The sequence below is a fragment of the Bacillus sp. FSL R5-0434 genome (assembly GCF_038004745.1).
Taxonomy (GTDB): domain Bacteria; phylum Bacillota; class Bacilli; order Bacillales; family Bacillaceae; genus Bacillus; species Bacillus halotolerans.
Window position 1 is genome coordinate 561,133 of record NZ_JBBORV010000001.1, and the last position, 13,730, is coordinate 574,862.

Here is a 13,730-nt window from a genome sequence, read left to right on the forward strand (position 1 = left end):
AAAAAACGCATACCAGTTAGGGGAAGCGCGCAAATGGATATCACACCCTTTTTAGATAGAAATCTGGATATTCCGCTTTATCAGCAGCTTTATCAATATTTCAAAGAAAACATGCATCAGGGGCGTATTCGAAAAGGAATGAAACTGCCATCAAAGAGGCTCCTGGCGAGTCAGCTTTCCATCAGTCACACGACTGTAGAACGTGCCTATGAACAGCTTGCTGCCGAAGGCTATATTGTGAGCAAGCCAAGAAGCGGATGGTTTGCTGATTATAATAATGCTGATTTTGTCCATAGTAAAATGCTTAGCACATCATCAGCGAGAAAAAAAGCGCAAGAAAATGAACAATGGATTGATTTTCACTATGGAAATGTAGATTCTTCTCACTTCCCTTTTTCCGCTTGGAGAAAAAGTATGGTCAATAGTTTAGACCAATATGGCCACGAGCTATATCGGCCAGGAAATGCTTTAGGGGAGCTTGAGCTGAGAACACTTATTGCAGAGTATCTGTATCAATCACGCGGAGTTCATTGTGTCCCTGAACAAGTGATCATAGGTGCCGGAAACCCTTTTCTTCTGCAAATCTTGTGCCAGGTTTTTGAAGCGGATATTTTCATAGGATATGAGGATCCGGGTTATCCAAGAGCTCGGAAGATTTTTGAAGCCAATCGTATGAATATCGTTCCTATACCGGTCGACGATGAAGGGATTTGTATACAAAAGATCAAAGAACAGCAGCCACACCTTGTATATGTCACACCTTCTCATCAATTTACGCTGGGAACAATCATGACGATTAACAGAAGAATGCAGCTGCTCAAATGGGCGGCAGAAAATCAATCATTCATCATAGAGGACGATTATGACGGGGAATTCAGATACACAGGACAGCCGGTCCCATCCTTGCAAGGGCTTGACCAGCATAACCGTGTCATTTATATGGGCACCTTTTCCAAATCTCTTCTTCCTTCGCTGCGTATCAGCTATATGATTCTCCCTTCGCCTCTTTTAAAAAAAGGCCATGACATCACTTCTTTATATAAGCAAACAGTGTCCTGCCACAGTCAGCTGACGCTGGCTCAATTTATAAAAAATGGAGAGTGGCAAAAACACATCAACAGAATGAGAAAGCTATATCGAAAAAAAAGGGCCATTTTATTAGAGACTGTGCAAAAAGAATTAGGAAAACACGTCAGGATTCGCGGGGAAAATTCTGGACTTCGTATCTTACTAGACGTTTTCTTGCCATTCAGTGAAAAAGAGTTAATTGAGAAGGCAAAGGAATATGGAGTGAAAATTTATCCGGTTTCTCTTTCTTATAAAAAACATCCTCCTGCAAAAACTGTCTCACTGGGATTTGCAGGGGTTTCTGAAGTTGACATACGAGAAGGCATAAAAAAGCTGAAAGCTGCTTGGAGGATATGAGAGGTCAGGAGTCATTAGGAGATGATGGCTTTTAAAATATCCCCAGCTATGAATGAAAATACTGAAGATATAAGTGGCCCTCAGTCTCCCGCTCCTGATAAGTTTTGAATGCTTTTTGACTGGATACTCCTATATGAACCTTCTTCAGCATCAAATACTTCAGATGATAGGCAATTGATGAAGCTTTAAGTGAGATTTTTTTATTTGCTCATGTCAGTGCTACAATAAACAAGTACACAAATGACAAAATAGAGGTGTAAGAATGAAGTTAGATGAGTTTACAATCGGTCAGGTATTCAAAACGAAATCTTTAACATTAACAAAAGATGATATTATGCGGTTTGCAAGTGGACCCTCAATATATGCATGTAGATGAAGAAAAAGCGAATAAGGGCAGATTTAATGGAATTATCGCTTCTGGCACACAAACACTGGCCATTTCTTTTAAACTTTGGATTGAAGAAGGTTTGTATGGAGACGCTGTGATAGCCGGAACAGAAATGAATCATATTACATTCATAAAACCCGTTTTTCCAGATGATGAACTGCATACAATCGTTGAGGTGCTTGATAAGCAGCCAAAGAGAAATGAATTGGGAATCCTCACTGTATTGTTATCTACTTATAATCAAAAAGAAGAAAAAGTATTTGAAGGTGAGTTATCGGTATTGATGAAGCAATAACTCAGAAAGCCCGCTTTCCTAAAGCGGGCTCGATTGAATAAGCTGATGTGTGAAAGACTTTAGCGAGTTTCTTTTGAAAAATAAGAGGTTAACACATCATAAACAATAGGCAAAGAAGTAAAACCCTCATTTTCTAAAAAATGACCCCCGTGCTGGACTTCGTATAACGCAGCGTCAATTTGTTGTGCCAGCTCCTTGCTCCATGAAAATGGAACAATTTGGTCGTTCTTAGAAGCAATGACAGCGCGGTGCTTCGCGGTCTCGATGATTTTTTGATGATCAAACGATCCCTGTGTAAATTCATCTAACATCTTTAAAGTGGGCAATGATTTGGCAAAGCCGGAAACCAGTATGATTCCGCCAAGCTGTTTTCGTAATTGAATATGTTCCAAAAATCTTAAAATGGCGGGGCACCCTAGGCTGTGCGCAACCAAATACGTATTTTCATCTAAAGTGTGTTGATAAAAAGAGAGTGTATCCAGCCAATCATCAAGTCTTGGCTCGAGCGGATGAGGCATGTTTAAAATGTCTGCTTGGACCCCATCTGCGAGCAGACGTTTTTTCAGCCAAGGGAACCAATGATTTGTTGAGGAGGCTCTGTAGCCATGAATGATATAGACTTGTTTTGTCATTTTTTCCTCCAAACGAAGTATTTTCATTCAGTATAAAATTCCTCTCATTGGGAAACAAGTACGCACTTTTTTGTAAGTAGCTTTTACATATGAGGCATTCCTTGTGCCATTCCCCACTTACACATTTCATCTATGAGGGGATACAAAGATCGCCCTCTGTCAGATAACGAATACTCTACTTTCAGTGGGACTTGAGAGACCTCAGACCGATGAATAAGGCCGTCAGTTTGTAATTCCTTAAGCTGTGCGCTTAACATTTTATGGGTGATGAAGGGCATAGCCCTTTTCAGCTCGCCGTATCTCATCGTTTTTTCACACCCTAACTCATAGAGAATTCTCATTTTCCATTTGCCCCCTATAAGAGATAAGGTGTATTCAAATGGGGCTTGTTTACTGCGGCACAGGCTATTCATTGTAATCAAACCTCCTTTTTAAAGTATAATAACAGAATAAATCAGGAATTTCGGTGTTGAAGTTTGAGGGGCCTGGCGGGTAAATCTGAGGCGGCTCACGTTCTCTCGGATGCGAACATGAAACCAAGGATCTTGCTAGTTATTGGCCAGGGTTGAAGCATAATCTGTCAGAGCTTGCATCAAATGATATTTGTGACCTGATTCACGATCTGAACTGAAAGGGCGATTTGTTCGACAGACGGCACGGGCAAATTGAATGTTCCAAGTCAAAGAGGGTAATCTTACTGTTAATTACTTTATTTGAAAAAAACGATGTTTTTAGCTGAAAATATCTATTATAGTATAGTTAAATATAACGAAATATTTGAGAAATGAGGAATGGTATGTATACAGTCAAAAAACATAAAAAATTTAAAGCGAAAATGATTCTGCAAGTCATAATGGTTATTATTGGAGGAATTATAGCGGCATATGGACTGGAAACCGTATTGATTCCAAACAGTGTGTCTGATGGAGGGGTGACAGGCCTTAGTATCGTTGGTTCACAGCTATTTGATTTGCCATTAGGGGTCCTTATCGCAGCTTTAAATATCCCATTTGTCTGGTTAGGATATAAGCAAATTGGGAAAGACTTTGCATTATTATCCATTATCGGAATCGTATCACTTGCCGCTGGCACAATGTTTTTCCACCACACGCCAGCCATCATAGAGGGGGACACCCTTTTAATAACCGTTGTTGGCGGGATTATCCTTGGATTGGGAATGGGGTTAGCGTTACGTAACGGCGGCGCATTGGATGGAATTGATATGCTCGCTGTGCTGCTATCTCGAAAATTGCCATTTGGAACGAGCGATCTCATTTTATTCTTAAACCTTTTTGTGTTTATTTTTGTATCCATTGTATTTGGCTTACAAGGGGCATTACTGTCAGTCATTGCTTACTACATTGCGTCTAAAGTTATACATATCGTTGAGGAAGGCTTAAGTGGTTCTAAAACCTTTCAAATTATTTCAACCCAGCCTGAATTAATGGTAGAGACAATACGTGATCAGTTAGGTCGAAGTGCTACCTATAAAGAAGCTTATGGGGGTTTTTCCCACGAGAAATTTAAAGAAATCACATGTGTCATCAACCGCCTTGAAGAAACAAAACTAAAGGAAATTATTAATGAAATTGATAAAAATGCCTTTGTTACCGTATATGACGTAGCTGAAGTGAAGGGCAGTAATTTTAGAAGACATACGAGTCATTAGAGAAAAACACAACTTCTAACCCAAAAGCGAGATACCGCTTTTAAAATGATAAGTCTCAGAAATTTTATATTAAATTGTTTTTGTCTTCACGCTCAGAAAATAAGGTAACCAGCAAGTCAGTATGTTAAAGTCTGTACTGGAATTCCATTGCCTCCTGTCTCGTATAATGAGAATAGGAGGCTTTTTTGTATCAGGTTATGCTTAAATGGGGGGGATTTATTTGAATATTGAGCTGCAAGAAATAGATATGTTACAAGCGGATTCTGGTCCTTATGGGATAGCGGTCTCTCGTGAAGGAAATGTATGGTTTACTCAACATAAAGCAAATAAAATCAGTTGTCTTCATCAAGATGGAACAATCAAAGAATGTATTGTTCCAACTCCTGATGCACGAGTGCTGTGTTTGACCATATCTTCAATAGGTGATATTTGGTTTACTGAAAATGGGACTGATAAAATTGGAAGGCTTTCAGAAAAGGGCATATTTACAGAGTACCCATTACCCCATCCAAATTCAGCGCCATATGGAATTACTGAAGGTCTTCACGGTGATATTTGGTTTACTGAAATGAATGGAAATCGCATAGGGAGATTGACAGCAGAAGGGGTGATTCATGGATACGAACTGCCGAATGAAGAATCATATCCTTCTTTTATTACGTTGGGGCCCGATGACTCACTTTGGTTCACTGAAAACCAAAACAATGCGATCGGCAAGATAACTCGATCAGGAGAAATAACGGAATACCCAATCCCAACACCGGGAGCAGCACCAGTAGGTCTTGCCAACGGAAATGATGGTGCCCTTTGGTTTACAGAAATAATGGGAAATAAAATAGGAAAGATCACGATGTCCGGCGAAATAACGGAATATGATATTCCTACACCAAATGCCCGGCCTCATGCTATTGCTGCGGGAGTCGAATCGGATTTATGGTTCACTGAATGGGGAGCAAATAAAATAGGAAGGTTAACGAAAGAGAGAACCTTTGAAGAATATACAATCCAAACCCCTAATGGCGAACCTCACGGAATTGGCTGTGACAAAGAAGGCTGCGTATGGTTCGCATTAGAGTGTAATAAAATCGGAAAGCTGCGTTTACTGAAATAAAGAGAAAGTGCTGAAAGAATAACATAGAGGATTTAAAAAGCATACCAAGAACATCGTATGCTTTTTCATTTGCATAAAACGCCATAATGTTACATGAACCGAAGTCTCGTCAATATAGCTTTTCAACAGCTTAAGTACTTATAGCTCTTTTACCATGACCTTCTCGCCGTTAAAATCGAGCTCACCATTAAATGTAAAACCGAATTTTTGATACAGGCGCAAAGCATGAATGTTGTTCTCAAAAATGCTTAAATAAATTCTGTTACATGTATATTGCTCAGCAAGGTGATGAATAAGAGCTTCAAGCATCATGCTCCCTAATCCTTGACCTTGAAAACGCTCGTCAATGAAAAATCGGTCAAGCCACACTCTGCCGTTTTTATTTTCTTCATCAAACTCAGGAAACCATCCATACATAGCAAAACCGACTAACTCTCCTTCGTAATAAAGTCCAGCAGGTTTATAATACTGACATTCTGATGCATCCTCTAGACATTGCTTGGTTGATTCTATATATGATATTTGGCTTTTGTGAACATGAAGAGACAGAATAGATTCACGATTCTCTTCAGTTACCGCCTTTATCTCAATATTCATAGTCATTCCCCTTTTTTCTCTTTTTCTGGTAAGGATATAAGATTTTTCAGATAAATTGTTACGCTTTCATCCACATCATGTAGTCTTGTAAGGAACAATGAGTTCTGTAGTTAATCCCCTTACTTTACAATTTGCACAAAACCTTTAATTAAATACTTTTCATAGCCCTGATACTCATCTAACATCACTTTTTCAGTAGAAGAATTCTTGTAATTTTATATTTTTGTCGCGGCAGCTGAGGAGCTGTCTTTTTTTGTAAAACTGTATGGGAGGTCATGCAATACACTACGTGCTCGTTCATAAATTAGTACTTATTTACTTAAATGAAATTCATCTTGATTGAAGCTTGTCCTGTGCAATCTTTTATGGAGAGTATCTTCTTTTTAATGAATGAACAGGTGAATTTTCTGCGCATAAATCCAATTTTTCCGGAAGTTTCGGTAAAAAACAAAACTTTTAGCGTGGTTATTTTACTTTATAATGTAAGCGGTTTCCTATGTAGTATACTTATACTATCGTACATCATTTGAGTGAAACACAGGAAGGATAGAAAAACAGATGAGATACATGAATACTAGACAAAAAGACATTTTGTATCTGTTGTTATCTGAACCTGATGACTATTTAGTCGTGCAAGATTTCGCCGACAGGGTAAAGTGTTCTGAAAAAACGATCAGGAACGATCTGAAAACGATCGAAGGTTATCTGCATGAACATTCTCCTGCTCAGCTCATTCGCAAACCAGGATTAGGTGTCTATTTAAATATAGAAGAACATGAAAGGGCCCGGTTAACTCAACAATTAGGTACTGAACATTTTGGCTCAAAGCACCAGTCCGATGAAGAAAGAATTCTGCAAATCGCTTATCAATTATTAATGAACCCAAAACATGTTTCAGCAAAAGAAATTGCCGCTCAGCATTTTTTGAATAAGTCTTCCATCAAAAGGGATTTACATGAAATTGAAGAGTGGCTGAAGCGATTTGATCTCAAATTGGTGTCAAAGCAGCGGCTCGGTTTAAAGATTGAAGGAAATGAAAGAAATAAAAGAAAAGCCTTAGCCAGAATCTCTGATTTGATTGATAACCCAGAGTTTACAAGTCAATTTATCAAAAGCAAGTTCTTAAGTCATGAAGTGAAATGTGTGTCGAATGAATTCAAAACATTGCAAAAGCACCATTCTATCTATTTCACAGATGAAACGTTCGAGAATCTATTATTGCATACATTGCTGATGATACGCCGGATCAAAATGAAGCAGCCCATCTCGATTTCGCCAACAGAAATGGCAGCAGTAGAAAAGAAGATAGAATATCAATGGGCAATGACATGTTTAAAACGGCTGGAAGCGGTTTTTGCCATCCGCTTCCCTAGAGAAGAAGCCGTGTATTTAACGCTCCATATACTGGGCGGAAAAGTTCGTTTTCGATCTCGGGGAGAAGAAAAAAAGGTTCTAGAAAATCCCTTGCTTCCCATGGTTGTGCGGTATTTAATCGATCGTGTGTCAGAGCTGAAAATGCTTGATTTTCATAATGATCAGGATTTGGTCAATGGATTGAACATCCATCTTAACACAGTGCTAAACCGGCTGAATTACGATCTTTCTGTATCAAATCCAATGCTAAATGACATAAAAAAAATGTACCCCTATCTGTTTCATATGATCATTGACGTTCTGGAAGACATCAATCAAACGTTTGCTCTTTCTATTCCTGAGGAAGAGGCCGCTTATCTGACATTGCATTTTCAAGCTGCGGTCGAACGTTTGCACCACAGCAGCGAGAAGCGTAAAAAGGCAATCATCGTCTGCCACATGGGCATTGGAATGTCACAATTGCTGCGGACAAAAATTGAACGGAAATTTCATCAAATCGCTGTGAAGGCCTGTATTGCAAAAGCTGATTTAGCAGATTACACAACAAAGCATAGGGACATAGATCTTGTCATTTCCACGATAGCGCTGGAACATGTGCCGATTCCTCATATTGTTGTATCACCGCTGTTGGAGCCTTCTGATGAGAAGAAACTAAGTGTATTTATGGATCAGGTTGACGAATCCCAACGCCAAACACAAAAAACGTTTAAGATGCTGAACAATACGACTCCTTTCTTAGTTTTTTTGCAGCAAGAGTCAGTTCATCGCTATAAGCTGATTGAACAAATGGCAATGGTTTTATACGAGAAAGGCTATGTGGAGAAGGAGTATGCCATTCATGCTGTGATGAGAGAAAAAATGTCGGCGACAAACATTGGGGCTGGCATTGCGATTCCTCATGCAAACTCTAAATTGATTAAACAATCAGCCATTGCGATTGCCACATTAAAAGAGCCGCTTGATTGGGGGGCTGAAAAAGTGTCGCTCGTCTTTATGCTGGCTGTCAAACACGAGGATCAAAACATGACAAAGCAATTGTTCCATGAACTGTCATATCTATGCGAGCAGCCGGCATTCATTCATAAGCTGACGAAAGAAACAAATGTTATGACATTTTTATCTTATTTGAATTATTAAAAGCGGGGCTTTGATGCCCTGCTTTTTTTGTATATGGAAAAATGCCGGTTTTTCCGGAATTAACGGTAAAAAACAGCGCTTTTACAAGCATGATTTTGATATACAGTTGTTACAGGCCTTATGATTCATACTTTAAAGGAGGACTCGTATGAAACTGTTAGCGATTACATCATGCCCGAATGGAATTGCCCATACATATATGGCGGCTGAAAATCTGCAAAAAGCTGCCGACAGATTAGGCGTCCAAATGAAAGTCGAGACCCAAGGCGGAATCGGAGTGGAAAATGAGCTGACCGGTGAGGAGATTCGTGAAGCAGACGCGATCATTATTGCGGCAGACCGTTCGGTAAACAAAGACCGGTTTATAGGAAAAAAACTGTTGTCTGTCGGGGTTCAGGATGGTATCCGCAAACCGGAAGAATTAATTCAAAAAGCACTTAGCGGCGATGTGCCGGTCTACCGTTCAGTTTCAAATTCGGAAGCCGGCAATCAACAGGAGAAAAAACAAAATCCGATTTATCGTCATTTAATGAACGGTGTTTCTTTTATGGTTCCATTCATCGTCGTCGGCGGATTATTGATAGCGGTTGCATTAACGCTTGGAGGTGAGAAAACACCGAAAGGCTTAGTCATTCCGGATGAATCTTTTTGGAAAACGATTGAACAGATCGGAAGTGCCTCATTCTCATTCATGATCCCGATTTTGGCCGGATATATCGCGTACAGCATCGCTGATAAGCCCGGGCTTGTACCAGGAATGATCGGCGGATATATTGCAGCGACGGGAAGCTTTTACGGCAGTGCAAGCGGCGCCGGTTTTCTCGGTGGCATCATCGCCGGTTTTTTGGCGGGGTATGCTGCCCTTTGGATCAAAAAATTAAAAGTTCCAAAAGCGATTCAGCCGATTATGCCGATTATTATTATTCCAGTGTTCGCTTCACTAATTGTAGGTTTGGCGTTTGTGTTTTTGATCGGTGCACCTGTAGCCCAAATTTTCGAATCTTTAACGGTATGGCTGGCGGGCATGAAAGGTTCGAGCTCCATCCTGCTGGCATTGATTTTAGGCGCAATGATTTCATTTGATATGGGAGGCCCCGTAAACAAGGTGGCATTCCTGTTCGGATCGGCCATGATCGGAGAAGGAAACTATGAAATTATGGGACTGATTGCCGTCGCCATTTGTATACCGCCGATCGGCCTGGGGATTGCCACGTTTTTTGGAAAAAGGAAATTTCAGGAGTCGGAAAGAGAAATGGGAAAAGCATCATTTACCATGGGACTCTTCGGCATCACTGAAGGAGCCATTCCATTCGCGGCACAAGATCCGCTTCGCGTCATTCCGGGGATTATGGCAGGTTCTATGATTGGTTCTGTGATCGCTATGATCGGCAATGTCGGAGACAGAGTAGCGCACGGCGGGCCTATAGTGGCAGTACTAGGCGCCGTTGATCATGTATTGATGTTTTTTATTGCAGTGATTGCCGGATCTCTTACCACCGCTCTTTTAGTTAATGTACTAAAAAAAGATATTCCGGTTTCTTCACCCGCCGGGCTGAGTGAAGCTGCAGCATCGAATGACGCTCCCAAACAGCACAATGAAGCGGAAAACAGACAGAAGACGGATATTAACAAGCTGACAGACATTATGAGTATAGATCTTATTGAACCAACATTATCAGGCGAAACCAGAGATGACATTATCGATGAAATGATTCAAAAATTGTCCCGCGCAGGTATGCTGCATTCAGAGAGCGGTTTTAAAGAAGCGATCATGAATCGCGAACAAGAGGGGACAACGGCGATTGGCATGAATATCGCGATCCCGCACGGGAAGTCTGATGCCGTCAAGAAGCCGAGTGTAGCGTTTGGAATCAAACGATCAGGCATTGACTGGAACAGTCTTGATGGATCAGAAGCAAAGTTAATCTTTATGATCGCTGTACCGAAAGATAGCGGAGGGAACCAGCATCTGAAACTGCTGCAAATGCTATCTCGAAAACTGATGGATGACAGCTATAGGGAAAGGCTGCTCTCTGTGCAGACAAAAGAAGAAGCATACAAACTCCTGGATGAAATCATATAAAGCGGGGGGATTTTCATGATGACTGAACCGTTATTTTTCAAGCCTGTTTTCAAAGAAAAGATTTGGGGCGGCACCGCTTTGGCTGCTTTCGGCTATGACATTCCGTCAGAACGGACGGCGGAATGCTGGGCTTTTGCAGCACATCAAAATGGGCAAAGTATTGTTCAAGACGGGATATACAAGGGGCTCACGCTCAGCGAATTATGGGAACATTACCGGCATTTATTCGGACATCTGAAGGGGGACCGCTTCCCTCTTCTCACGAAAATTTTGGATGCCAATCAAGACTTATCCGTTCAGGTGCATCCGAAAGATGAGTATGCAAAAACGCGTGAAAAAGGAGAGCTCGGAAAAACAGAATGCTGGTATATCATAGACTGCCAAGAAGATGCAGAAATCGTTTATGGCCACAACGCAAAAACAAAGGGAGAACTCATCTCGATGATAGAAGGTGGAAAATGGGACAAGCTCCTGCGCCGCGTAAAGGTAAAACCGGGGGATTTCTTCTATGTGCCAAGCGGCACCGTTCATGCGATTGGGAAAGGAATTCTCATTTTAGAGACGCAGCAGAATTCCGATACAACCTACAGATTATATGATTACGGCCGAAAAGATACAGAAGGCAATTTGCGTGAGCTTCATTTGGAAAAGAGCATAGAAGTGATAGACGTACCATTTGCGCCAGAGCAGCAAATGGTTCAATATGAACAAACAGATGATTTGCGAATTGCCGTATTGGTTGAGTGCCCTTATTTTTCAGTGGAGAAGTGGGAGTTAACAGGATCAGCAAATTTAAAACGGCAAAAATCATTCCTTCTTGTCAGCGTCCTCGAAGGAGAAGGCCGGATAATCTCCGGCGAGCGTACATATGACTTTAAAAAAGGAGATCATATGTTGCTGCCTTACGGGTTTGGGGAATTCAAACTCACAGGGGATGCGGAGTGTATCGTATCTCATCTGTAAAATAAAACTTTATACCAGTTTATTTTTTAAGATTGATATAAAGAACGAACCAAAGTGATCTCATTTTGAGCTAATTGAATGTTTCAATATAAAAAGATACCAGCTGGTATCTTTTTTCATATTCACTCACTATGACACCCCTTCGATGTTTCTTTTATCTTATCTGCAATTGGGAGTATGCTGTCCAGCAGATTAACTGTAGACAACAATCACGTTGCTAAAGACAACCTATAAAAGCTGCTTCAATTTTATATAGATAAATAGAGAAGAAAACGAAATGTGTTTCTGAATGATTTGTTTGTAAAAAAACAAGCTATCCTATTATAAACGCAGTTTTTTTTATTTCGTGGGCAAAATCATCTTTGAGCTGTCACGTTCGCTATTTCAAATGTTTCTTTCCCCAAACTGAACATTTGATCTGACAAGTTTTATAGGTAAGAATGTAAAGGATGATCTACATGAAATATGATAAAGTATTTTTTATGTGATAGTTGATGAAAGAATATTTTGATAAGAGGTGTATTTATGAAGTTGGATGAATTTGAGATTGGACAAGTATTTCATACAAAGTCTTTTAGGGTAACAAAAGAAAATGTAATGAGGTTTGCGGAAGAATTTGACCCTCAATATATGCATGTAGACGAGGAAAAAGCGAATAAAGGCAGATTTAATGGAATCATCGCTTCTGGCATACAAACGTTAGCCATTTCATTTAAGCTCTGGATTGAAGAGGGGTTCTATGGCGACGATATTATTGCTGGAACAGAGATGAATCATATTAAATTCATAAAACCCGTGTATCCAGATGATGAATTGCATACAGTTGTTGAGGTAGTGGATAAAAAACCAAAGAAAAGTGGAACGGGAATACTTACTGTATTGTTATTTACTTATAATCATAAAGAAGAAAAAGTATTCGAAGGTGAGTTATCAGTATTGATTAAGCAATAAATAATGTAACATTCAAGGTTTGTGATCACCGATTGATCAAACGATGAGAGTATAATTAAGATATGCTTTTTGGACTTACAATGTTAAGAGCTCATCTTAGAAAAAAACATACCAAATACGATTGGTATGTTTTTTTATTCATTCATGTAATGACATGAAGCAGGGTACCGATACCGTGCATCAAGACAGAAAGGAAATTAGAACTTTTTCATCTCCTTTAACATCTTTATTTTGCTTCCTTTTATGTAGGTGAAACATACCCCGCTGACAGTAACCATTCCGCCTAGCAGTGAAATAAGTGAAGGCATTTCGCCTATCCACACCCAGGAAATCACCAACGTCAAAGCCGGTGTTACATAAAGTGAAATCGTTGCTTCAGAAGCACCGACGATTGAAGTTACATATGCAAGCGCAAAGTATGGGATGACCGTCGGGAATAAACCTAAGTAAACGATAGACAATGTGGAGTTCATTGAGGCGTTTACAAACTCCCCCCATAAGCCTGGAAGAAAAACAAGCATTGGTAAGGATGCACCCCAAATCGTGAACGTTACAAATGGAATAAAACCATACTTTTTTATATAACGGGCTTGAAAAACAAAATAAATACTCTCTGCAAAAGCTGCCAGCAGAATGAACAGAATTCCTTTCATTGAAAGCGTATGATCTCCTGTCCCTAATGAAATAAATGACACACCCAATAAACTAATGATAGAGCCAATCCATTTAGAAAAACCAAAATGTTCACCAAAAAACAGTCGAGACAACACCGCAGAAAAGATTGGTGCTGTGGTTACGAGTAAGCTTGCAATCCCGGCACTAACTGTTTTTTCGCCGATATTAAGCAAAATGTGATAGAGTGCAAAACCTAAAAACCCTAATAATAAGATGACAGGGATATCTTTCATGTCAGGTAAGCGCATTTTAGTCAGCACAGCAAAAAGCAACAATGCCATAGATCCGATTAACAAACGAAATAAAGCAAGGTGTTCGGGTGTGTAATATTCCAGACCTACACGAATTCCCGGAAAAGCTGATGCCCACAAACCGATCATAAGACTGTAAGATATGATGAGTTGCACAGTTTTCTTTTTCATGATCTTCA

Annotated in this window: 11 protein-coding genes and 1 pseudogene; 8 read left to right on the forward strand and 4 right to left on the reverse strand. The window is 40.0% G+C overall.

Annotated elements, in window-relative coordinates; genetic code table 11:
- Window positions 1-33: 33 nt before the first annotated feature.
- Window positions 34-1,425: a MocR-like pyridoxine biosynthesis transcription factor PdxR gene (gene pdxR / locus NYE43_RS02960; protein WP_341060821.1), complete on the forward strand. Its 1,392-nt coding sequence runs from the start codon at window positions 34-36 to the stop codon at window positions 1,423-1,425.
- Between the two features lie 262 nt (window positions 1,426-1,687).
- Window positions 1,688-2,108: pseudogene (locus tag NYE43_RS02965) on the forward strand (MaoC family dehydratase).
- Window positions 2,109-2,167: 59 nt separating this feature from the next.
- Here the strand turns inward: NYE43_RS02965 and NYE43_RS02970 are convergent.
- Both NYE43_RS02970 and NYE43_RS02975 read right to left on the reverse strand, forming a co-directional pair.
- On the reverse strand, window positions 2,168-2,740 hold the full coding sequence (locus tag NYE43_RS02970) for an alpha/beta hydrolase (RefSeq protein ID WP_095714169.1): 573 nt from the start codon (window positions 2,738-2,740) through the stop codon (window positions 2,168-2,170).
- An 83-nt stretch (window positions 2,741-2,823) separates the two neighbouring features.
- Window positions 2,824-3,153: a winged helix-turn-helix transcriptional regulator gene (locus NYE43_RS02975; RefSeq protein WP_095714170.1), complete on the reverse strand. Its 330-nt coding sequence runs from the start codon at window positions 3,151-3,153 to the stop codon at window positions 2,824-2,826.
- Between the two features lie 383 nt (window positions 3,154-3,536).
- Here NYE43_RS02975 and NYE43_RS02980 point away from each other — a divergent pair, with 383 nt between their 5' ends.
- Window positions 3,537-4,409 (forward strand): YitT family protein, encoded by an 873-nt coding sequence (locus NYE43_RS02980; RefSeq protein WP_024120347.1) that lies wholly within the window; start codon window positions 3,537-3,539, stop codon window positions 4,407-4,409.
- Between the two features lie 220 nt (window positions 4,410-4,629).
- A complete protein-coding gene (locus NYE43_RS02985) occupies window positions 4,630-5,520 on the forward strand; it encodes a Vgb family protein (RefSeq protein ID WP_341060824.1) in 891 nt (296 codons plus the stop codon).
- A 138-nt stretch (window positions 5,521-5,658) separates the two neighbouring features.
- Here NYE43_RS02985 and NYE43_RS02990 read toward each other — a convergent pair whose 3' ends face one another.
- Window positions 5,659-6,117, reverse strand: coding sequence for a GNAT family N-acetyltransferase (locus NYE43_RS02990; protein ID WP_024120349.1), 459 nt, complete (start codon window positions 6,115-6,117; stop codon window positions 5,659-5,661).
- Window positions 6,118-6,675: 558 nt separating this feature from the next.
- On the opposite strand from NYE43_RS02990, the gene NYE43_RS02995 reads away from it, so the two are divergent.
- The 4 genes from NYE43_RS02995 to NYE43_RS03010 all read left to right on the forward strand — a co-directional run bounded on the left by NYE43_RS02995 (window position 6,676) and on the right by NYE43_RS03010 (window position 12,625).
- A complete protein-coding gene (locus tag NYE43_RS02995) occupies window positions 6,676-8,628 on the forward strand; it encodes a BglG family transcription antiterminator (protein WP_341060826.1) in 1,953 nt (650 codons plus the stop codon).
- A 148-nt stretch (window positions 8,629-8,776) separates the two neighbouring features.
- Entirely contained in the window at window positions 8,777-10,711 is a 1,935-nt protein-coding gene (locus NYE43_RS03000; RefSeq protein WP_341060828.1) for a PTS fructose transporter subunit IIABC, read from the forward strand.
- A 15-nt stretch (window positions 10,712-10,726) separates the two neighbouring features.
- Window positions 10,727-11,674: a mannose-6-phosphate isomerase, class I gene (gene manA, locus NYE43_RS03005; protein WP_268498533.1), complete on the forward strand. Its 948-nt coding sequence runs from the start codon at window positions 10,727-10,729 to the stop codon at window positions 11,672-11,674.
- Between the two features lie 525 nt (window positions 11,675-12,199).
- Complete coding sequence (locus tag NYE43_RS03010) at window positions 12,200-12,625, forward strand: MaoC family dehydratase (protein WP_095714176.1); 426 nt, start codon at window positions 12,200-12,202, stop codon at window positions 12,623-12,625.
- Window positions 12,626-12,822: 197 nt separating this feature from the next.
- Here the strand turns inward: NYE43_RS03010 and NYE43_RS03015 are convergent, their stop codons facing one another.
- A complete protein-coding gene (locus tag NYE43_RS03015) occupies window positions 12,823-13,722 on the reverse strand; it encodes a DMT family transporter (RefSeq protein ID WP_101860714.1) in 900 nt (299 codons plus the stop codon).
- Between the last annotated feature and the right edge of the window lie 8 nt (window positions 13,723-13,730).

Coding starts and splice junctions, on each gene's coding strand:
- manA (WP_268498533.1), top strand. CDS start 10,727: ATGATGACTGAACCGTTATTTTTCAAGCCTGTTTTCAAAGAAAAGATT.
- NYE43_RS02970 (WP_095714169.1), bottom strand. CDS start 2,740: ATGACAAAACAAGTCTATATCATTCATGGCTACAGAGCCTCCTCAACA.
- NYE43_RS02980 (WP_024120347.1), top strand. CDS start 3,537: ATGTATACAGTCAAAAAACATAAAAAATTTAAAGCGAAAATGATTCTG.
- NYE43_RS02995 (WP_341060826.1), top strand. CDS start 6,676: ATGAGATACATGAATACTAGACAAAAAGACATTTTGTATCTGTTGTTA.
- NYE43_RS03015 (WP_101860714.1), bottom strand. CDS start 13,722: ATGAAAAAGAAAACTGTGCAACTCATCATATCTTACAGTCTTATGATC.
- NYE43_RS03010 (WP_095714176.1), top strand. CDS start 12,200: ATGAAGTTGGATGAATTTGAGATTGGACAAGTATTTCATACAAAGTCT.
- NYE43_RS02990 (WP_024120349.1), bottom strand. CDS start 6,117: ATGAATATTGAGATAAAGGCGGTAACTGAAGAGAATCGTGAATCTATT.
- pdxR (WP_341060821.1), top strand. CDS start 34: ATGGATATCACACCCTTTTTAGATAGAAATCTGGATATTCCGCTTTAT.
- NYE43_RS02975 (WP_095714170.1), bottom strand. CDS start 3,153: ATGAATAGCCTGTGCCGCAGTAAACAAGCCCCATTTGAATACACCTTA.
- NYE43_RS03000 (WP_341060828.1), top strand. CDS start 8,777: ATGAAACTGTTAGCGATTACATCATGCCCGAATGGAATTGCCCATACA.